The 22,540-nt window shown below is 33.7% G+C and carries 18 protein-coding genes and 1 tRNA gene; all 19 read right to left on the reverse strand.

Translation table 11 applies throughout. The annotated features are described in order from the left end of the window. Positions 1–22 precede the first annotated feature (22 nt). Positions 23–4,666 (reverse strand): DUF3320 domain-containing protein, encoded by a 4,644-nt coding sequence (locus tag BUE10_RS17555; protein WP_073487184.1) that lies wholly within the window; start codon positions 4,664–4,666, stop codon positions 23–25. A gap of 82 nt (positions 4,667–4,748) precedes the next feature. Beyond that, positions 4,749–5,624: a hypothetical protein gene (locus BUE10_RS17560; protein ID WP_073487186.1), complete on the reverse strand. Its 876-nt coding sequence runs from the start codon at positions 5,622–5,624 to the stop codon at positions 4,749–4,751. 417 nt (positions 5,625–6,041) lie between these two features. Beyond that, the gene (locus tag BUE10_RS17565; protein ID WP_073487188.1) at positions 6,042–7,208 is read right to left on the reverse strand and encodes an IS3 family transposase; all 1,167 of its coding nucleotides are present in this window, start codon (positions 7,206–7,208) and stop codon (positions 6,042–6,044) included. 301 nt (positions 7,209–7,509) lie between these two features. Beyond that, positions 7,510–7,594 (reverse strand) — tRNA-Ser (locus BUE10_RS17570). 140 nt (positions 7,595–7,734) lie between these two features. Next, positions 7,735–8,133 carry an acyl-CoA thioesterase gene (locus tag BUE10_RS17575; RefSeq protein ID WP_073487190.1) on the reverse strand — a complete coding sequence of 133 codons (399 nt, stop codon included), beginning with the start codon at positions 8,131–8,133 and terminating at the stop codon, positions 7,735–7,737. Between the two features lie 5 nt (positions 8,134–8,138). After that, on the reverse strand, positions 8,139–9,269 hold the full coding sequence (gene ribB / locus BUE10_RS17580) for a 3,4-dihydroxy-2-butanone-4-phosphate synthase (RefSeq protein WP_073487192.1): 1,131 nt from the start codon (positions 9,267–9,269) through the stop codon (positions 8,139–8,141). Positions 9,270–9,271: 2 nt separating this feature from the next. Beyond that, a complete protein-coding gene (locus BUE10_RS17585) occupies positions 9,272–10,729 on the reverse strand; it encodes an LptF/LptG family permease (RefSeq protein ID WP_073487194.1) in 1,458 nt (485 codons plus the stop codon). An 8-nt stretch (positions 10,730–10,737) separates the two neighbouring features. Continuing rightward, positions 10,738–11,430 (reverse strand): outer membrane lipoprotein periplasmic chaperone LolA1, encoded by a 693-nt coding sequence (locus tag BUE10_RS17590; protein ID WP_082356391.1) that lies wholly within the window; start codon positions 11,428–11,430, stop codon positions 10,738–10,740. Between the two features lie 7 nt (positions 11,431–11,437). Beyond that, the gene (locus tag BUE10_RS17595; protein ID WP_073487196.1) at positions 11,438–13,894 is read right to left on the reverse strand and encodes a DNA translocase FtsK; all 2,457 of its coding nucleotides are present in this window, start codon (positions 13,892–13,894) and stop codon (positions 11,438–11,440) included. A 13-nt stretch (positions 13,895–13,907) separates the two neighbouring features. After that, positions 13,908–14,282, reverse strand: coding sequence for a diacylglycerol kinase (locus BUE10_RS17600; RefSeq protein ID WP_073487197.1), 375 nt, complete (start codon positions 14,280–14,282; stop codon positions 13,908–13,910). A gap of 13 nt (positions 14,283–14,295) precedes the next feature. Next, complete coding sequence (gene tpx, locus BUE10_RS17605; protein ID WP_073487199.1) at positions 14,296–14,793, reverse strand: thiol peroxidase; 498 nt, start codon at positions 14,791–14,793, stop codon at positions 14,296–14,298. Between the two features lie 370 nt (positions 14,794–15,163). Next, positions 15,164–15,421: a DUF6952 family protein gene (locus BUE10_RS17610; RefSeq protein WP_042566605.1), complete on the reverse strand. Its 258-nt coding sequence runs from the start codon at positions 15,419–15,421 to the stop codon at positions 15,164–15,166. A 108-nt stretch (positions 15,422–15,529) separates the two neighbouring features. Next, positions 15,530–15,838 (reverse strand): thioredoxin family protein, encoded by a 309-nt coding sequence (locus tag BUE10_RS17615; protein WP_007805605.1) that lies wholly within the window; start codon positions 15,836–15,838, stop codon positions 15,530–15,532. 162 nt (positions 15,839–16,000) lie between these two features. Then, a complete protein-coding gene (locus BUE10_RS17620; protein ID WP_053471125.1) occupies positions 16,001–16,639 on the reverse strand; it encodes a peroxiredoxin in 639 nt (212 codons plus the stop codon). A gap of 125 nt (positions 16,640–16,764) precedes the next feature. Beyond that, positions 16,765–18,378, reverse strand: a complete 1,614-nt coding sequence (locus BUE10_RS17625) for a glycoside hydrolase family 3 protein (RefSeq protein WP_073487201.1) — start codon at positions 18,376–18,378, stop codon at positions 16,765–16,767. Positions 18,379–18,380: 2 nt separating this feature from the next. Continuing rightward, complete coding sequence (locus BUE10_RS17630) at positions 18,381–18,830, reverse strand: GNAT family N-acetyltransferase (RefSeq protein WP_073487203.1); 450 nt, start codon at positions 18,828–18,830, stop codon at positions 18,381–18,383. A gap of 136 nt (positions 18,831–18,966) precedes the next feature. Then, positions 18,967–19,308: a hypothetical protein gene (locus tag BUE10_RS17635; protein WP_073487205.1), complete on the reverse strand. Its 342-nt coding sequence runs from the start codon at positions 19,306–19,308 to the stop codon at positions 18,967–18,969. Between the two features lie 21 nt (positions 19,309–19,329). Further along, a complete protein-coding gene (locus BUE10_RS17640) occupies positions 19,330–20,868 on the reverse strand; it encodes an MFS transporter (RefSeq protein WP_073487207.1) in 1,539 nt (512 codons plus the stop codon). Then, positions 20,855–22,426 (reverse strand): glycoside hydrolase family 10-like protein, encoded by a 1,572-nt coding sequence (locus tag BUE10_RS17645; RefSeq protein WP_073487209.1) that lies wholly within the window; start codon positions 22,424–22,426, stop codon positions 20,855–20,857. Before BUE10_RS17645 ends, BUE10_RS17640 begins: the two co-directional genes overlap by 14 nt. Positions 22,427–22,540 lie beyond the last annotated feature (114 nt).

Below are 22,540 nucleotides of genomic sequence, written 5' to 3' on the forward strand. Positions count from 1 at the left end.
TTTTTAAGATTTAAATTAATCTTTATATCAATTTTAAAAACTCTCCATCTTTTTTTACAATTTCAGATTTAACTGCTTTTATAATGGATAGTAAAATATGGTTTCGCATATCTTCCGTAACTCTCGCAAATCCAAAAAGTTTTGCAATTAAGATAACAGCATTATCTGGCTGAATAGCGATAGAACTTTCAACAACTTTAATGATTGCCAAGTTCATTTCTTCATCAGAAATAAGATTTAATTTTTTTGAATTTGGACTAAGTAAACTTCTATCTCTTATTATTGGTAAATGATCTTCAAAATGCCAAAGAAATTCATCTTTCTTTTTAATTAAGCCAGTTCTAATAGCATAGTTTAATGCATCTGTAATAGATGCTCTGACACGGCTTCCTATTTTTGAAATGCCATTTGCATCTGCAATTCGACGAGCCATTTCTTCAAAATGAACAGGACTTTCTACTTTGACGACTTCATGTATCCACGCTCCAAGTTTTCCAAGGGAATAAGTATGAATTTCTTGATGGCAAACCTCAATCGGAAGAGAAGCTTTTATATAGCGGGGGATTGAATTATCAATTTCTTCAGGCTCTTCTCGGACAAGATTTTTTAAATCTTCCATTAATTCTTCTTCAAGTGCATCATTATGTTCAACTTGATTTTTAGCATTTTCAATAGTTTCTATTAAAAGTCTTAGCTCTCCTTGGGGATTCCGGAACCAATCAGTGCTCCATACATTAAATAATTTCCAGCCCATTCCTTCAAGGACTATGGTTCTTAATCTATCTCGATCCCGAGCTGATTTTGCAGTTTCGTAAGACTTTCCGTCGCAGCATATTCCAAGAATATATCTTCCAGGATTATCGTTATCCACTATTGCCAAGTCAATATAAAATCCTGCAGAGCCGACTTTTTCTCTCACGATATAACCATTATCGCGAAGACTTTGAGCAATAATTTCCTCAAATGGCTGGGGTTTAGTTATTATTTCTTCCTTGTCGCTTTCAAACTTCCCATGCTGTGCATAATAAAGAAAACTTTTTAATGCCCGAATACCAAATTTCGCATTTGGTCCAGGATTCATATCACTGGCTGTAATATTTGTGAATACTTCACATCTGCTTTTTGCCCTTGTAATTAAAACATTTAGTCTTCTTTCACCACCTTCATTATTTAGAGGTCCAAAACTCATAGGTACTTTACCGTCTGCAGTTCTTCCATAACCAATGCTAATAAAAATGACATCTCGTTCATCTCCTTGAACATTTTCAAGATTTTTGATAAAAAGAGGTTCAGTAGGGTGGCTCCTAAAGAAATTTTCAACTTCAGGATTTTTTCTTCTTTTTACTTCAAGTGCATTTTGAATAGCCTGCATTTGCGCTGTGCTAAAAGCAACAACGCCGAGACTTAGCTTCGGATTATTTAGCGCATGGTTAATGATAGCATCAGCAACTTTTTCAGCTTCTTTAGGGTTGGTGCGTGTTTTACCTTTGTCATAATAAGTATCTGGCAGGTGATTAAATGCTAAACCCATTTTGCTTCTAGATCCGGGACTTGGAAAAATTATTAATTTATTTTCGTAAAACTCCTGGTTTGACAAGTTAATTAAGGATTCATGTCTACTGCGATAATGCCAGCGCAACATACGTTGAGGAGCACCTTGAGCATCACACATTCCAAGGATGCTCTGCATATCAGCAGTTACGTTTTCTTCATCTTCAGTATCGGTATTAAGTTTGTCAAAAAAACTTGTTGGAGGCATTTGCTTTGTATCCCCCACAACAACTACTTGTCTTCCACGTAAAATAGCACCCAAAGCATCAACAGGACGTACTTGGCTGGCTTCATCAAAAATAACCAGATCGAAATCAATACTATTTGGAGGGAGAAAATTTGCAATTGACATTGGACTCATCATTATAACAGGTTTAATTGCTTGAATTGCCAGTCCCGCTTCCTGCATAAGTTTCCTAATCGGCATATGTCTGGCTTTGCGATTGAATTCGCTTTTAAGTACATTAATTTGTCCGCCACCTTCCTGTTTTGGTAAACTCTCCCAATGTTTAAGAGCAACTTTGGCGCGATTATAGAACTGATTAAGTACATCAAGTCGTTTAAATTTTTCGATGACTTCTTCATGACTTGATCTTTCAAATTTTCGAAGTTCTACACTATTAGTCATTGCCTGCTCAATCAAATGTTCGTACCAAGTTTTCTGTACAGCTGTTTTTAAATGCAAAACAGCGTCGGGCCAGTTGTAAACTGCTCTAATCAAATAATCGGCTCCATTTCTTTCAATCTCTTCTTTCATTACGTTCCAAGATACTGCCTGATGTATCTCAGGTAGATTTTCGAACCAATTTTTTATTAAGCTTTGCTGTTTTGCTAAACTTGTATTTAGTATTTGATTATCTTTTAAATCCAGTTTTTCTAAAAGTGACTTTAATGAAATATTTTGTTTTTTTAAAGCATTCTCCAAATTAATTAAAAAGTCAGCCGCAACAGAAGACTCCTGATTTTTGCTAAGAAAGGATAGAAATGTGTTTGATATTACGTCATCCTGAATAAGAAGGTGTACCTCTTGTAGATATTGAACTGCTTTTTTAACAGTTTGCCAATCTGTTCGTTTCTTTTGATATCTTATATCAAATAATTTTTGCGCTAAAGGTTCTAAAGATAGGAGAGAGGCTGTAAGACGCTTTCCTTCCATTAAAGCATTAACATACTCCAATTTTGTGTTTAAATCTGAAGGTACCTGAGTTGTGAGAAGTGCCGACAATTTTTTTACACTATTTTTATAATCGCCTATTAAAAATTTATACCACTTACTGCCATGTACAATTAAATTTTGCCTGATTTCAAGTAGATCATAATCCCAAGCTTCTGGAATAACTAAATTGTCATATTGTGTATGCAGTTCCTCTAGTCGAATTCCAGTTTCTAATAATTCGGCAATATCAGCTTGATTATTGAGCCAAGCGGAATCGGTTATATTCATAGATGTGATGCCTGGATTCTCAGATGCAGTTTTTATAGTTTTTAATAATAGCTTAACAGCATCTGTTTCTGTGGACGGATTAATTTCAACATAATTTGAAATGGAAGTAATAAGAGTTATTACCTCATTTGTATCTTTAATTACAATTTCTAATAATTCTTTTGAAGTTTCCTCATCTATTGGGAGGAAAATTTTTATATCAGTTCCATAAAATAGCAAGTTCTCAGGTTGTCCAATTTTTTCTAGTCTTACTTGTATTTTTTCAGCCAGCTGTTCAACCTCTTTAATCTTTATAGAATCCCATAAGCTAATATTTTCAACGTGTATTTTAGGAAATTTATAATCTTTATTATGAGTTGCTATTTTTAGTAAATTTCCCATCACTTCTTGTGCTGAGTAACCACTTTTTGAAATTTCAGAATTTACTGAAGTACAATATTGATTAAGTTCGTTTATCATAGGATGAAGAAATCTAATTTCTTCTTCTAAACGAGTCATTGTTGGCTTGCCTAAATCAAGTATTCGTTTTAATTCATTATGTAATTCTCTTTTGTTTGCTTTGTGGCTATGTAATTCTAAGCATGCTTCTCCTAAGTTAACACTGTCTAATCGTCGTTTTACAACTTCTAATGCAGCCATTTTTTCAGCAACAAAAAGTACTTTTTTCCCATTTCCGACAGCATTTGCTATAAGATTTGTAATTGTTTGTGATTTCCCTGTTCCTGGAGGGCCTTGTATTACCATGTTACGCCCTTCATGTACAGCAAGCATTGCAATGACTTGTGAACTGTCGGCATCTACGACTTGCATAAGCTCGTCAGCATTCGTATCATTGTCAAGATGATGTTCTTCACCAATTGATGGTTGAGGTTCATTAAATCCAGTATCGAATAAAGATTGTAAAATATTATGGTTGAATGGTTTTTTATCTTCTGGCCATTTGTCACTGTCTAAATCATGATAAATCATAAATTTACCAAAAGAAAAGAATCCTAATTCTATGGCATCCTCTTCAACTTTCCAATTTTCAATGTGGCTGATCCGTTCTTTTATAATGCTGTAATATGTTTTAAGATCTAGTTCTTCTTCTTCCGGCAGATCAGGAATAGTGATGTTGTAATCTACCATCATTTTTGCCTGCAATGATAGATTTGGTCCGATTTCAGTACCACTGAACCTTAAACGAAAACGTTCATTTGCACTGGAACGCTCAAGTACGACGGGAAGTAAAATTAATGGCGCTTTTCTTGTATCGTCACTATTTCCTTTTTCATACCAATTTAGTATTCCTAATGCAAGATATAACATGTTGACACCCTGTTCTTCAATGCTTGTTCTAGCAAAATAATAAGTATTTAGTATTTTAGTCTGAAGCTTGGCTTCTGTTTCATTGGTCTGTAATCTGGTATCATTATAAGCATCTTGTATTTCCGGTTCGGTAAGTTCTGGAAGTTCAAGTAATTCATCATCGTCATCTTTGCCTGGGCGTCCTAAAAAAGTCATAGCTTTATTCTGCCTGACTAAGATATCATATATCGATGAAGATTGTTCTTGTACAATTTGTAAGCCTTTAACTTTGGATGTCTTATAGTTAAGTAATGTATTGCGCATTCCTAAATCTAAAAGCTCTTTACGAGATGCTTCCAATTTAGGTAGAATTGATTCAGACATATATTAAGATAATTAAGTTTCCTAAGTTATTAAATAAAACACTACAAAAAGAGAAAGACAATGTTTTAAACTTTTAAAACATTTAGGAAAGGGGAGTACTATTTATTTTTTGATTAATTTGATGTATAGCAACTTTAAGGACCTGCCAAGAAATTTTAGAGGTATGATGATCAGGGTTAAAACGATTTTTTACCTGTTCATTTGGGTGTATATAATTCCGAAAATCCCTAAGCGAATGACTGAATTTTTTTACGTCCTCATTGAGGTATCCAACTTCGCAGGAAACTTCTATTAAATTAGCTAGTGTCCACTCACTAAGATGTTTTACTCTGCCTTCTTTTGTAGGAGCTTTAGGAGCTGTATTGTAAACTCTAGGATGTTTGTTTGCAATGCCGTTTAATAATCCCTCTAAAGTACTGCCGCATAAAAATATAACAGAAAGAGGAGCTTCGACACTCAAACATTTTTTGATTTCTGAAAGCCTTTGGTTAAGCGTTTCCGTAAGTGAAGTTTCTAAATTCAATGTATCTAATCCTAATTCATCGAATTCTTTTTTTAGAAAATCATCTTCTATTGAATTTGCTTTAGAATTTGTTTCTTCAAAAATTATTTTGTCAGCTTTACTAAAACTTATAGTAGCTCCATCGCGTATTACTTTCCAACTATCAAAAACAAGGAATTTATTAAAATCATCAATCATTTTATCTAGACGGGTAAAGTTTCCAATGAAATTTACTGGGGCAAAGAGTTGAATAATGCATTTATCCAATTCTGGTGTTCCATTAATTTTACTTAGTTTTTCATCAGTGAATTTCCATCTGGATGGAAAACCTTCACCATAAGAATCTTTAAAACCTAAATTATTGAAAAATGTAACCAGTTTTGGACCAGTTCTATATTCGGTTTCCTCATTGATAAGATGTCTTAACTTTTCGAGTGTTTTCTGATGTAAAATCATATTGATTTATTTAGCTATTTAATGAAATCATTAATTAAGATAATTGCAAAAATTAGAAATTTAAATTTAAAGTTTTTACGGAAAAACGTAATTGTAAAATTTATTTTAAAAATAAAAATCGAATAAAAGTGTTTTTGCAAAAAGGATCCTTAATATTTATTGAAACATTAAGTTCAATATTTTCAAAATTATAGATTAAAGAATATAAATCACTACGTATAAATACCTTTTTTAGTTAGTAATCAATCTATTGTAGTTCCATCTTTGGCAAAGTCCTCTCTGGTATTAAAGGTAAATTTGGCTTTGATTTATATTTACTGGCTGGTGATTTTGATACAAATTTAATTGCATTTAATTAAATGATATAGTTACAGGTTAGTAAGCAGTTCAAATGTACTGCTATAAAAGCAATATAATCTATTTTGTAATAAGATACTGTTTTTGAAATTCCTCGATTGTCAGGTTTCCAAGCGCGGAATGTCTTCTGTATCTATTATAGAAATTTTTGATATAGTCTATGACTGACTTTTTTGCTTTTTTTATCGTTGTATAGTTGTTTTGGTAAATTAATTCTGTTTTTAAGGTTTTGAAAAAACTCTCAGCGACAGCATTATCATAGCAGTTGCCCTTTCTGCTCATACTTTGGGCGATCTGGTTACTTTTTGATAATGTGGAAACAAAATCTTTACATGCATATTGAATCCCTCGGTCTGAATGAAAAATTAATTTCTGGTTACTAGTTAAAGGACGATTACGCAAGGCTTGTTTAAAGGCAGCAATAGTTGTATCTACTGTCTTCATGGTTTCACTTACCGACCATCCTACTACTTTACGATCAAAGAGGTCTATAACAGCAGTAAGATATGCCCAGCCTTTTTTAGTTCGAATATAGGTAATGTCCGATACCCATACTTGATTTTGGTTACTGACTTTAAAATTCTGATTTAATAAATTCGCTGCTGCAGGATATTTAGCAGAGGATATTGTAGTTCTTTTAAATTTTAATTTTGGAATCCTAGGCATATTATGTTCCAGCATTATCTTTGCAACAAAAGATCGGCAAGCTTTTATGTTGATTGACGTTAATTCTTTGGCTATTCTTCGACTACCGTACCTGCCTTGACTCCAATGATAAATTCTTGAAATCTCTGATATTATAAATACTTTACGTTCAGCTCTGCTTGTAGGAAGTCCTTTTAACCATTTATAATAGCTGCTGGGATCTACATGAAAAATTTTGCACATCAGGAATATGGGAAATTTATCGGCGTTTTCTCTGATAAATTGATACCGCAAACGTCTTTTCTGCAGAAGATATGCAGCACCCTTTTCCAGAATATCCCGTTCCAGTTTGATGTTCTTAATTTCCTTTTTTAACCTTAATATTTCTTTCCTGTTCGTATAGGAATCAGATGATTGCTGAAGGGTAAGTTTTCCATCCTTATAAAGTTTCTTCCAATGCTGCAGGCTGTTTTTGCTGACTCCAAGCTCCTGAGCTACACGAAGTACACTTTTGTACTGGTTGCTGATTGTGACCGCACAGATTTTAAATTCCAGGGGCCACCTTTTTCTAGGTGTTTCCATATCTTTAAATTTATAAAGTGGTGATTATTTTACAATTAATCTCTTCATAAATTATCTAACTCAAACCTTGCATAAATATTTCTAAAAAAACCGTCTTAACTTTTTGTGGCAAAAAAGGTATCCACTCCATTGAAAATGCGCCACGAATGCGCCACAAAGTTTTAGAGTGTTTTTATAAATATTGAAAAGCGGTATAAAAGAAAAAACCCTGCAAATCGTTGGATTTGCAGGGTTTACCGCTCTTTTTGGCCTTTTTTGAAAACTTTGAAAATCTTATTTTTCCTTTGTTTTCGGGCCTTCGCGGAGAAAGAGGGATTCGAACCCCCGGACCTGTTACAGTCAACAGTTTTCAAGACTGCCGCATTCGACCGCTCTGCCATTTCTCCAGTATGTCGCTATCATTGTCTGATTGCGGGTGCAAATATAAGACGGTTTTTCGGTTCTGAAAACTTTTTTTGAAACTTTTTTTAAATAATTTACAAGTGTCTAGTTATCAGTATTTCCGAAAAAGAGATTTTTGAAAAAATTAATCCAAGTTGTCCAAAATTGGCGTTGGTTTCTTGTTTTCATCAACAGCAACAAACGAAAAAGTTCCTGAAACTACTGTTTCGCGAAGCTCAGAATACATTTGTTCCATAAAAATATCAACGTGAATTTTACAGCTTGTTCTTCCAACACTATCAACTTTTGCCACTAATTCTATTAAAGTTCCTGCCGGAATCGCCTTTTTGAAATCAATTTGACCTGTAGATATCGTAACTACTTTTTTGCGGCTGAAACGTGTAGCGCAAATAAAAGCCACTTCGTCCATTAAATGAAGCGCAGTTCCTCCAAATAAAGTATCATAATGATTCGTTGTACTCGGGAAAACCGCTTTAAAAATATGTGTTTCAGATTTTAAAATTCTTTCTTCTAATGTACCCATAAAGATTAGTAAGTTACGTATTCAGTGATTTCAAGCCCATATCCAATCATTCCAACACGTTTTGTTTGTGCAGTGTTCGAAACCAGTCTAATCTTAGAAATATCAATATCATGAAGGATTTGAGCCCCAATTCCGTAATCTTTACTGTCTATGATTACTTTTGGTGCTTTTAATGTTCCTTGTGCTTGTAATGTTTTAAGTTCAGAAATTCTGTTTAATAAATTTACAGCTGTCATATCTTGGTTAATAAAAATAACCGCACCTTTACCATGTTCATTAATAACCTTAAACATATCGTCTAACTGCTGCTCTGCATTGTTAGTCAATGTTCCTAATAAGTCATTATTAACCTGCGAAGAGTGAATTCTCGTTAAGATAGGTTCTCCAAGATTCCAAGTTCCTTTTGTTAAAGCAATATGAATTTGTTTATTTGTAGTCTGCTCGTAAGCTCTTAATCTAAAAGTCCCAAAACGGGTTTCAATATCAAAATCTTCTTTTTTAATGATAAGGCTGTCATGCTGCATTCTGTAAGCAACCAAATCTTCAATCGAAACTAATTTTAAATCGAATTTCTTTGCCACCTTTATAAGTTCGGGCAAACGAGACATCGTTCCGTCTTCGTTCAAAATTTCGCAGATAACACCTGCAGGCTTAAAACCTGCTAATCTTGCAAAATCAATTGCTGCTTCTGTATGTCCTGTTCTTCTTAAAACACCTCCTTGTTTAGCGATTAAAGGGAAAATATGTCCTGGACGAGCTAAATCATGTGGTTTTGTATTTGGATCAACTAGTGATTGTACAGTTCTCGATCTGTCGGCAGCAGAAATTCCGGTTGTAACGCCATTTCCTTTTAAATCAACAGAAACCGTAAAAGCAGTTTCCATATGATCTGTATTATTAGTAACCATGGCGCGTAAATCAAGTTCCTTGCAACGGCTTTCTGTAAGTGGTGTACAGATTAATCCACGTCCATGTGTAGCCATGAAATTGATCATATCAGAAGTAACTTTTTCTGCCGCAGCTAAAAAGTCACCTTCATTTTCACGATCTTCATCATCAACTACAATGATTACTTTACCTTGACGAATATCTTCTATAGCTTCTTCAATGGTATTAAGTTGAATTTTTGTTGACATAATTATTGTTTGTTTTGAGCTGGTGAAAACCGCTCGGAAATTTTTTGAAATAGTTGTGATATTGGGGTCGTTATCGCATCAAAATTAATTAATCCATTATCGTTTGTGGCACGATACGTTAATAATACCGCTAATGGGGAAAGAATAAATGACGACATCCATGAACCCATAAAAGGAGTCATTCCGCCTTCCTGCGATAATCTTTTTCCAAAAGTATTAATGAAATGGAAAGTAATAAAAATTAATACCGCAAAAACAATTGGCAAACCAAGTCCTCCTTTTCGGATAATCGCTCCCAGAGGTGCGCCAATAAAGAACATTAAAAAGCACGCAAAAGCAATAACAAACTTTTCATACAAAGCCGTTAAGTGTTTATTGATATCGCGCTGCTTGTCTTTTAAATCTTTTTGGGTTGATTCGATAGAGAAGATGTTGCTGGTAACATTACTGCTAGCCATCTTTAGAACATCAACTTTTTCTTTATTGTTGTATAAAGACAAAAGATCACTTGGTAAAGTCTTTTTCTTTTTTGCTTTATCAGTAACCATAGTACCTGATCTTCTAAATCCAACACGCTGATTTATATTTTCAGAAAATGAAATAATTTCATTATCCAGATTCTTATTTAATGAATCTAAAGTATAACGTAATTCATTAACATTAAGCATTGCATTTGTACCGGCAATACTTTCTTTACTGTCGTCAACTTTATTTAATTCAGATAAATCGATGTTAATGATATGTGTTTTAAAAGCCCCTTTTATAAAAGGGAGTTTAGCGCGGTCTTCGTATTTTTTTGGAGTAACATCCTGATAGTAATAACCATCATTTAAAACCAGTTTCAAAATGCTCGATTTTTCATTACTGATTAACTCTCCATCTTTAGCTTTGATAACAGTTTTGTTTTCTCCAAAATTGTTAGCCTTTTCGTGAATAGTTACACCTGTTAAGATATTTCCGTTTTCGCCAGATTTTTTGTTGACTTTAATGTTGTAGGTTCCAACATCATTAAACTGACCTTCGGCAATTGCCATGGCCGGTTTTGCCTGTGCGATATTCTTACGGAAATTCACAAATTTATATTCGGCAAAAGGAATAACATTATTGGCAAACCAAAATGCTACAATACTCAAAACGAATATAAAAATAATTAAAACCCGCATTGCTCTTTGTAGTGAGATTCCGGAAGATTTCATGGCCGCAAATTCATAATTCTCGGCTAAATTTCCGAAAGTCATAATCGAAGCCAAAAGAACCGAAAGCGGCAAAACCAACGGGATAATACGCGGCATAGAAAAAAGCAGGAATTTCACGACCAATATTAAGTCGAGATCTTTACCTGCTAGTTCTGATATAAATAGCCATACTGTTTGAAGTATGAATATGAAAAAAAGGATTACAAATACCGTAGTAAATGTAACTAAGAATGTTTTTAATAAGTATTTGTCTAGTATTTTCAACCTTCTGATTAATCTAATTTATTGATGTAGTATTTCGGGTATTTACTCGCTACAAAGGTAAATTGATTTTTTGATAATGGCTGATTGGTTTTAAAAGAATTAACGGTTAAAGTTGTTTTTGTTCCGTTTTTTCCAGTTTCAATCAAATTATAGATGTGTTTTGTCTGGACATCAATACCTAAAAGAATTTCTTTTCTTTGATCTTTTCCGGTAGTTGGTACTAATTTAATGTATTGAATCTTTCTTCCTTTTACATTTTGTACGATATCCATATTGTATTTGTAGCCAGAATTAAAGAAAGTAAGCATTTTTGAAGGCGTGATAGCATTATCATCCTTTTCATTTACTTTAGAAACTGTAACTTCTTCGTCTTCAGGAACAATTGTGTACGTTTTTTGTCCGTCAAAAATTTTAGTAACGCCCATAAAATTCAATACATATTGATTTCCTTTCATGGTTACATTTCCTTTACTGTCCTGGTTAATATTCTCTTTTGCATTGTTTAGAGAATATTTAAAATCTATAACAATATTATCGTAGCTTTTTATTTTAGCAGTCACTTCGTTCAATAAATCTTTAGCTTTTTTATCCTGAGCCTGAATAGAAGTGAAGCTCAAAAGCAAGATAACTGCCATTTGAAAACACTTTTTAGTCATGTTAGTGATAGAATTGTTTTTGATTTCCTGAATGTTTGTTCTCATGATTGGATTAATTTTGTTCATTATTAAAGAATTGATCAAGAGCACTTAAGTCTAAAATGTTCACGCTTCTTGCTTTACTGCCTTCAAACGGTCCAACAATTCCTGCTGCTTCCAGCTGATCGATCAAACGACCGGCTCTGTTGTAACCTAATTTTAATTTTCTTTGCAGTAATGAAGCAGAACCTTGCTGCGCATTAACAATAATCTCGGCAGCTTCTCTAAATAAGGTATCTCTTTCGGAAATATCCATATCAAGATTAATGCCAGTTTCTTCTCCAACAAACTCCGGAAGCAAATATGCTGTGGCATATGCCTTTTGTGAACCAATAAAATCTGTAATTTTTTCGACCTCTGGCGTATCTATAAATGCACATTGTACACGCGTTACATCATTTCCATTTGTGTACAGTAAATCTCCACGTCCAATTAACTGGTCAGCTCCCTGAGTATCTAAAATTGTTCTCGAGTCAATTTTTGAAGTTACCCTAAACGCAATTCTTGCAGGGAAATTGGCCTTAATTAAACCTGTTATAACGTTTACCGAAGGTCTTTGAGTTGCAATAATTAAGTGAATACCAATAGCACGCGCCAGCTGAGCCAAACGGGCGATCGGAACTTCGACTTCTTTTCCTGCGGTCATAATCAAATCAGCGAACTCATCGACAACCAAAACAATGTAAGGTAAAAATCGGTGTCCGGCTTCCGGGTTTAATTTTCTTGCTTTGAATTTTTCGTTGTACTCTTTAATATTACGAACCATCGCATCTTTTAATAAAGAATAACGATTGTCCATCTCCGTACAAAGTGAATTCAAAGTATTAACCACTTTTGCATTATCAGTAATAATAGCATCTTCTGTATCTGGAAGTTTTGCTAAATAATGTCTTTCTATTTTATTGAAAAGCGTAAGCTCTACTTTTTTCGGATCGACCAAAACAAATTTTACTTCCGCCGGATGTTTTTTGTATAACAGCGAAGTTAAAACCGCATTCAATCCAACAGATTTTCCTTGTCCTGTTGCTCCCGCCATCAATAAGTGAGGCATTTTTGCAAGATCGACCACAAAGGTTTCGTTTGAAATGGTTTTTCCTAAAGCAATTGGTAATTCCATTTCGGCTTCCTGAAATTTAGCAGCGCCAATAACGCTCTTCATCGAAACCATAGTTGGAGTCTTGTTTGGAACCTCGATACCAATTGTTCCTTTTCCTGGAATAGGAGCAATAATACGAATTCCTAAAGCAGATAATGAAAGCGCAATATCATCTTCTAAACTCTTAATTTTAGAGATTCTGATTCCGGCTTCCGGTACAATTTCGTATAAAGTTACCGATGGACCAACGGTTGCTTTAATCTGCGCAATTTCAATTTTGTAATTACGAAGTGTATCTACAATTTTATTTTTGTTTTCTTCTAATTCTTCCTGATTAATGGTAATTCCACCCGTCGAATATTCTTTTAATAAATCGATAGTTGGGAATTTATAATTGGATAAATCCAAAGTTGGATCAAATAATCCGAAATCAGCAACTAGGCGAGAAGCAAGGTTTTCTTCGATAATATCTTCTTCTTCGGCCTTTTCAATAACAAATTCTTCTGTGTGTACAGGAGGAGTTTCTGTTACCGGATTTACATTCATCTGTACAGGTTTTAAAACCGGATTTAAATCAATTTCAGACGAATGATTGATAGTTGGTTTTAAAGCTTCTTTGTTGATTTCAAATTTAGAATCATCTGTTTTTAAATGAATATTATCCAGTTCCGGATCTTCTTCAATTGCAAATTCTTCTAAATTATAAGCGCTTTCAGGTTCTAAATCCTGCTGCGGTTTTTTGATAGAATTTAATTCTGATTTTAATTCATTTTTAGTAGAATCAAAATAAGACTGGATTTTTTCAGGAGATACTTTTATTTTGAAAATTAAATAAACGATCAATCCAAAAAGTAAGGTTAATAAAGTTCCGGTTTTCCCGATATAATCCTGAAGGAAAAGATTTAATTCATAACCAATTGTTCCGCCAAGCTCTGGTGCCGAAGTAGCAAAAAAGCCAAATAAAATAGAAACAACGATAATGGCAAATAAATCCCAGAACCAAGTATTTTTTAATTTTTTGGTCGAAAGTTCCAATGCCAGAAATAATCCGGTTAAAAAGAATAAACGAACAATTATAAAAGAGGCAAGACCGAAACCTCGGTATACAATTAAGTCTGCAAGAAAAGCCCCGAATTTTCCGAGCCAGTTTTGCACTACTTCTTCACGGTCGCCAAGCTGACTAACCGCACTTTGGTCTGTCTGCCATTGTCCGTTGACATAAAAAGAAATAAATGCAACTAATAATGCAATAGAAAAGAGTACCAAAAGGCAGCCCAAAACAAATTTTTGTTGTTTGGATAATGACCAGGATCTAATGCTGGCGACTTTTGATTCGGTTTTTTTGTCTACAGTTTCTTTTTTTGTTTTTGCCATTCTTGCGTTCCGCCTATATAAATTTTGGAATATAAATTATCAAACCAATCGCTATTGCTGTCATGGCGGCAAAAAATACCGCTCCTGCAGCAATATCTTTAATAAACCCAATTCGTCTGCTGTAATCGGGGTGGATAAAATCGGCAATTTTTTCAACAGCCGTGTTTAATCCTTCAATGCTTAAAACCAAACCAATGGCTAAGGTTTGACATAGCCATTCAGTTTGTGATATATGAAAATAGAACCCGGCAATAGTCATCACAATTCCCAGTGAGAATTGTACCATAACGCTGTGTTCTGTTTTTATCAATTTTACAGCCCCTTTAAAAGCATAAGTTACACTTTTTAAGCGACCTGTAACAAAAGTATTATCTTTTTGAAACTCCATTTAGTGGAAAATATTATAGTGCTGCTAAAGCCGCTTCGTAATTTGGTTCGTTTGCAATTTCAGCAACTTGTTCTGTATGAGTAATTGTTCCGTTTGCATCAACAACAATAATAACTCTTGAGTGTAAACCTGCTAAAGGTCCGTCAGTGATTTCTAAACCGTTTGTTTTACCAAAAGATCCTGTTTGAAAATCAGATAAGTTTACTACATTTTCTAAACCTTCGGCACCACAAAAACGTTTTTGAGCGAAAGGTAAATCTCTTGAAATACATAAAACAGTAGTATTTTCTAATCCGCTTGCACTCTGATTAAATTTTCTAACAGATGCCGCGCAAGTTCCTGTATCAACACTTGGGAAAATATTTAAAACTAATTTTTTACCAGCGAAATTGCTCAAAGAAGCAACTGATAAATCGTTTTGTACTAATTTAAAATCAGCAAGTTTAGAACCAACTGCAGGTAATTCGCCTGATGTATGAACTGGATTTCCTCCTAATGTTATTGAAGCCATGATAATTTTTTTTAATGAGGTTCAAAAGTAAGGATTAATATTTGAATCTAAAAGTATTTGTTAAGGGTTTAAGGTGAGATTAAGGCAGAAGTTTATTCGTATTGGTTTGCGTATATATGGCACACAGATGACACAGATTAAACGGATTTTTATTCTCATTTTTGTCAGGCTGAGCGAAGTCGAAGTCCACACAAAGTAACTCCATAATCTAAATCGATAATCTTTACGCGGGCTTCGACTTCGCTCAGCCTGACAAAGATTGGGTAAACTGAAAACTGCGACCGAAAAATGTAAACAAAAAAAAGCGTCTCAAAAATGAAACGCTTTCTCAGTCATGTTTTTTTGTTTTTTACTTGAAAAAGAGGTCGATTTATTTATCGATTGAACCTAAAACACGTTTCATGAACGCGTTTAGAGCTTCTTTTTTATCAGTTCCCTGAGAAACCATTTTGTGTACTTCAAGAGCACCGTACATATTCGAAATCAATTCGCCAATTACATCTAATTCTTCGTCTTTAAGAGAAGGAATTTCGGTCATAGCTTCAAGGACTTCAATCGTTTCAATGATATAATCCTGATCGTTTTCTTCGATGAATTGCGTTAATTGCTTTATTACTGGTAATTTCATGTTTAGATTTCTTAGATTTTTAGACATTCTTAGACTCTTTAGACTTTTTTAAAATTTAGACAACATCTAAGAAGTCTAAAAATCTAAGCAAGTCTAACCAATCTAAATTTAAGCAATTGCGTTTACAAGGTCGATTAAAACTTCTTGTTTATTAGTTTGAGTTTCACCAACTAATTGTCCGTTTACAAAAGTTGCAAATGTTGGCAGGTTGCTTACATTAGCTAATTTTCTTGATTCAGGAGAATTTTCTGCATCAACCAAAACAAAAGTGATAGCTTCATTTTCTGTTGCTAATTTTTTGAATTTTGGTTTCATAATACGGCAGTTTCCACACCATGATGCTGAATATTGTACTACTACTTTTTCGTTTTTAGCAACTAAATCTGCTAACGTATCTTCGTTTAAGTCGATTAACATAATTTTCTGTATTTAAATTCCAAGTTTATAAATTCCAAATTCCAAATCTTACGATTGAATTTAGAAAATCTAAATTTTGAAAATATTATTGATTTTTTGAGAGAGAAAAATTCCAAATCCCAATTGGAATTTGGAATTTTAAAAATTTGGAAATTTTATTTCTTAGTTAGCGCTTAAGTATTCAGCAGTACTAACTCTGTCTGCAGACATAGCTTCTTTACCAGCTTCCCAGTTTGCAGGACAAACTTCACCTTTAGTCTGGATGTGCGTGTAAGCGTCAACCATTCTTAGGTATTCGTTTACGTTACGTCCTAATGGCATATCGTTTACACTTTCGTGGAAGATTTTTCCAGTTTCGTCAATAAGGTAAGTAGCTCTGTAAGTTACGTTTGAACCTTCGATGATAACTGAATCAGTATCTTCGCTGTAGCTTGTAGATTCGATATCAAGAATACCTAAAATGTTAGCTAAGTTACGGTTTGTATCAGCTAAGATTGGGTAAGTAACACCTTCGATTCCACCATTGTTTTTTGGAGTATTTAACCAAGCAAAGTGAACTTCGTTTGTGTCACAAGAAGCACCAATTACGATAGTATTTCTTTTTTCAAATTCTGGTAATGCAGCTTGAAAGGCGTGTAATTCAGTTGGGCAAACAAAAGTGAAATCTTTTGGGTACCAAAACAATAATACTTTTTTGTTGTTGTTTACTGCTTCTTCAAAAATGTTGATTTTTAAATTATCACCCATTTCTGAGATAGCATCTACTGCAATACTTGGGAATTTTTTTCCTACTAAAGACATATTTTTCGTTTTACGTTAAAAATTTATTTCTGGTGCAAAAGTAGGTGATAAGTACAGATTCTTACAATAAGATGTGATTATAAAAATTTATAAGTTGATAAATTCTGACTATTTAACTTTTTAACTTATTGGATATCAATATTTACTGGAAGAATTCCGTTTGAAGAAATTTTATCTAAAAATTGAATTGCTGCTGTTTTTTGAAATTCTTCAAAATCCTGATATGCCTGAACTAATCCTGAAGCTTTTTTAAGATTCGGAATTATTGGTAAAGCATACGGATTTCCGAAAACGTAAACAATGCATTTTTTGGTTTGAAGTAAATCAGAAAGCAACTCTAAAACTGAATTATCAATTTCGAAATTATTTGCTGGTTTAGCTTTTGGAACAAACAATGAAATTAGGATAGTTTCAAAGTTTTCCAATTCTTTTTTAATTGATGAAATATCCGAAACTTCTAAATTTTCAAAAGTAAATTCAGGAGATTCTAATTTTGTATTTAAAGTTTTAAAGAAAGTGTTTTCGGTATTTTTATATAAACTTAATTTAGCTAATTTGTTGTTTTTTTGAGCTTCAAATGCTAATTCTGAATTTGAATTATCAATAATTGTTGTGATCGCATTTAGAGCAATTTCCAGATTTAATTCAGATGCTTTTTCAAAATTTAATTCGCCCGAAGCAGCGGTGTTTCCAGAAAGAATTCCTGCTTTTTCTTTAGCTTTCATGATTCGGCTATAGCTTTCAAAGATTCGGTCTGGTGAAGCATTTTTAAAGATAGCTTCGATTCCTTCTGGAACATTTTCGGCGAAACATAAAATATCATTTCCGGCATTAAAAGCTTCCCATTCCAGCTGGCCTTTGGTTTCGTATAATTTTGAAACACTGTGCATATTTAAAGCATCAGAAATTACCAAACCATCATAACCTAATTTGTCTCGCAAAAGATCCTGAATCACAGCTTTTGATAATGTTGCCGATGTATCTTTTCCATCATTTAAACTCGGAACGGCTAAATGTCCAATCATAATCGAATCAACATTATTTTCAATTCCTTTAATGAACGGATATAATTCGTTTTCTAATAATTCTTCCAGCGTTTCTTTTAAAACCGGTAATCCTAAATGCGAATCAACGTTTGTATTTCCGTGTCCGGGAAAGTGTTTGAGACAGCCTAAAACGCCAACTTCTGACATTCCATTTAAATATTCAACTGCAAAATTGGCTACTTTTTCTTTGTTTTCACCAAATGAACGATACCCAATAACCGGATTATTTGGATTATTATTGATGTCTGCCAAAGGTGATAAATTATACTGAATTCCGGCAGCTTTTAAATCTAAACCTATTTGTTTTCCAACTTCGAAAACTAGATTTGATTTGTTTTCCGGTAAAGCGCCAAGTGTAATCGCATACGGATATTGCGGTGTTTTTTCGATACGCATTGCCAGACCCCATTCGGCATCAATACTGATTAAAAGTGGAGTAGAAGCGGCCTTTTGGTAACGAACTATAAGTTCTTTTATTTTTTGATAGCTGTCGTCATTAAAAACAACTTTTTTCTTGCTTTCATAATTCGTTGCAGCGCTTGCACGACTGTGGAAAAAGGTCAGTCCGCCAATGTTGTGTTCTTTTATTAAACGTTCGGTTTCCTGAATATTTTCTTCGGTATCGTTTATAAAAACGGCAGGAAAAAAGAATTGTCCTATTCTTTGTCGTAATGCTTCGGCTGTAATTTTCATTATTATAAAGTCTTTTTCATGCAGACACTGTTATCCATTTTTTCGTAAGGCGGATAATTTGGAATGATTGTGTAACCTAATTTTTGGTACAAATTTATGGCTTCGGGCTGGTTTTTCCCAGTTTCGAGAATAGTATAAGTATAGCCGACTTCTTTCGCCCAAATTTCTAATTCGGCTAAAACTTTTGAAGCAATTCCTCTTTTGCGAAAATCAGGATGAACATACATTCGTTTGATTTCTGTTTTGTCGCTTTCTTTTTCGCGAAAAGCGCCGCAGCCAACCGGAATGTCATTTTCGTAATAAACAATTGTGTGTTTTATTTTATCGGTTTTATTAAACTGATTGTAAAACGCATGATCTTCTCCGTCTCGAATCGCTAAATCCTGATCTAATAAAGCCACCAGATTTATAAAATCGATATCGTCTGAGTTTGTTCGCTTTAAAGTAATCATGATTCGAAAAAAAGTTTAATTATGTAAAAGTAAGTTGCCTTATTTTTCTACCATTAAGATATTAAGTTTATAAAGTTTGGCTTAAATTACTTAATGGCTGTAATGGTAAAAGAAAATTAAGCTTAACTTAATTTAGCTACTTCAGTTTTGCCTTTTTTTGTTTAGCTAATTGCTTTTTGGTTTCAATTGCTTTATCCAATCGGTTTTTAAAACGGAAAAGTTTTGGTAAACCTTCCAGTCGGTCTTCGATTGTAATTTCTTCGTAAACGATAATGGCTTTTTCTAAAACCCTGATTTCATTGTCGAGATCGTTTTGGTTTTTGTAGATTGTTGCTAATCTATCGTAGGGATGGTTTCCTTTAAAGCTTTCTGCGACATTTTCCTCATATAATTCAATTGCTTTTTCAAGATTTCCGGTTTTTTCGAACTCAGCTCCTTTTAAGTTGCGTTCGGCCTGCAAATTTTCATTGATTTCCATAAGTAAGAGTTTGATTTGGGGTTAAACTTCTTCAGATTTTTTCCCAAAATCTTTCGGGAAAATTAAAAAACGTGATAAAATAAGACCTGGAATTGTCGCTATAAAAACCCATATAAAAAAGTTTTGATAGCCTAAAAATTGTTGTATATAACCGCTCAACATTCCCGGAAGCATCATTCCTAATGCCATAAAACCGGTTGCAAGTGCATAATGCGCTGTTTTTGATTCTCCCTCTGCAACATGAATTAAATACATCATAAAGCCGGTAAACCCAAAACCGTAACCAAATTGTTCAAAAATAACTACGACGTAAATGTAATAAATTGATGATGGATGAAAGAAAGCTAATAGAATAAATCCTAAAATTGGAAGATGCATTGCCAGAAACATTGGAAGCATCCATTTTGTAAGACCCTGTTGAGACAGTACAATTCCTCCTAATATTCCGCCCAAGGTTAAAGCAATGAGGCCAAAAGTTCCATAAATTAAACCAACATCTTCTGTTTCGAGGCCCATTCCGCCTTTGTGAATTGTTGCTTGATTTCCATTTGTAGTAATTAATTCATTGACAAAATGAACTCTTGCTTCATTTACTTTTTTATATTCTTCACCTTTTTTGGGTTGAGTTTCTAATATAGGTTTTTTCTCTTTTCTGGTATCAGCAACAATTGGTAATTTAGAATATAAAAGTTGTAATTCTGAGGCTTCAAGTTTTACACCTGTTTTTACTTTAGTATTATATAAGTATAATGCCTTTTTTTCGTTTAAGTCTGCAGTTTTTTCTACTAGTTCATATTTAATAGGGTCAACTAAAAAGGGAGTTAACATTTTTAATAATTGTGATTCTCCCAACCTAAAAACCAGGATAAAAATTAAAACAGTTACAATTTGTTTTTTCTTAAAAAAGCTGATAAAAATAGTTCCAAAGCTTTTATGGTGATGTTCTTTATTTTCTACTAAATTAATTTCGTTTTTAGGTGTAAAAATGAAATTGTAAATGGTAATAAGAGTCATTAACAGGCCAACAAAAATCATGGTATACGACCAGGCTTTTGTATTATCACCGTATTTATGTTCTAAATATCCTGCTAAAAGTATTATTAGTCCATTACCGGCAATCATAGAGATTCTGTAAAATGTACTTCTTATTCCTAAAAAGAATGACTGCTCTTCTTTTGGTAAAACCAATAAATAAAAACCATCACTTGCAATATCATTTGAGGCAGAAGCAAAAGCTGCAGCCCAGAATATTGCCAAAGTAACAAGGAAAAAATTATGTAAGGGAATAGTGAATCCAACAATTAAAAAAGCAATAGAAATAAGCAATTGCATCCATAAAAACCATTTTCGTTTTGTGCCATAAAGCTCAACTAACGGACTCCATAAAGGCTTGATTACCCACGGAAGATATAGTAAGCTTGTATATAAACCGATATCTTCATTAGTTATTCCTAACTTTTTATACATCAAAACCGAAACGGAGATGATAATAACATAAGGAAATCCAGAAGCGAAATTAAGTAGCGGAATCCAAAACCAGGGTTTATTATCTGTTTTCATTAGGCTGAGCAGGTGAATAGATTTTAAAATTCTTTTTTAAGTCGGCAGCAGTTGGGGTGCTTTCGTTCGCAAAATAATCAATAAATGTTACAGCACAAGCTTTATACATATCGATTTTTTCTGCGGGAATAGAAAATGATATAACGCCGTCTTTTTCAACAGCTCTTACTTTATCAATTATTTTTGAGGCATCGGCTGTATTTACTTTCGAAATATGCTCTCCGCCATAAATTACAATATAACGCACTTTTGTATTCAGCGGATTTTTGATGCTGAAAGAATAATTTACAGTGTCTTTTACAAAATCTGTAATGACTGGCGTATCGATAATAATACGTTTCAGGTTCGGAACTGCAGCAGGAAGCGCAGGAAATCGATATTGATTGTCTTCCAGAAGACGAACAAGATCTAAGTTTTTATTCATGAACCATTTTGCGCTGAAATAAGCACTTCCGGAAACATTTTTAGTGCTTCTGGCAAAATCGATCTGGGTCGGGATTTCGCTGACATAATTCCAGCTTTTATCACCGTCGGCCCTAATTTTGTAAGAAGCGTGACCAATATAAACAGCCGTATTATTAGAGTTTTCTGCCCACCATTTTACTAATTTTGAATAAGAAGCCCTCGGATTATACATACTCCAATACAATTGAGGAAGTATATAATCGATCCATTTTTGATCCATCCATAAAAGCGGATCGGCATATAGATCATCGTAATTTGCGGTTGACTGCGTTTCTGAACCTTTTGGGTCAACAGATTTATTTCGCCAAACCCCAAACGGACTAATTCCGAATTGAACCCACGGCTTGCTTTCTTTTATAGTTGTTGAAATCGTGTGCACAAAGTTACTCACGTTGGCACGACGCCAGTCTGCAAGGCTTAAACCTGCTCCGTATTTTTTGTACGAAGCTGAGTCGTTAAAGACTTTTCCGGGAACGGCATATGGATAAAAATAATCATCAAAATGAATCGCGTCAATATCGTATTTGTCAACGACTTCTTTTACCACTTTTGTTAAATGTGTCTGAACTTCTGGTAATGCAGGATCGTAATAATATTTTCCGCCGTATTCGATCATCCATTCCGGATGTTTAAAAACGTCATGATTTGGGCTTAATTGCTGTTTATTTAAATCGAAAGTGGCACGATATGGATTCAGCCACGCGTGAAATTCAAAGCCTCTGTTATGCGCTTCTTCAATCATCCAGGCCAAAGTATCATAATACGGACTTGGAGCTGCACCTTCTTTTCCTGTTAGGAATCTTGACCAAGGCGCAAGTTCTGTTGGGTAAAAAGCATCACCAACGCTTCTTATCTGAACGATAACAGCATTGTAGTTTAATTCTTTATAGGTGTCTAAAATTTCTAAATAATCAGCTTTTTCTTTTTCAACATTATCTGTGGCTGTTTTTGGCCAGTCAATATTTACTACAGTCGCAATCCAAACACCTCTAAATTCATTTTTAGGATGCATTATTTTTTCTTGTGCGTTAGATTTTAATCCAAAGAAAAATAAAAGTATGATTGAGTATAGTAAGTGCTGATTTTTATGCATTTTAATCTTTAATTTTAACAAGAACCAAAAATAGTTTGTTTTGCTAGGAATTCAATGAATTCTGCTAAATTTTATTTTAAATGTTTTTTTGCCACGAATTACACAAATTTCCAC

Origin of the sequence: Flavobacterium sp. CF108, from assembly GCF_900129795.1 — a bacterium.
In the GTDB taxonomy this organism is placed as follows: Bacteria; Bacteroidota; Bacteroidia; order Flavobacteriales; family Flavobacteriaceae; genus Flavobacterium.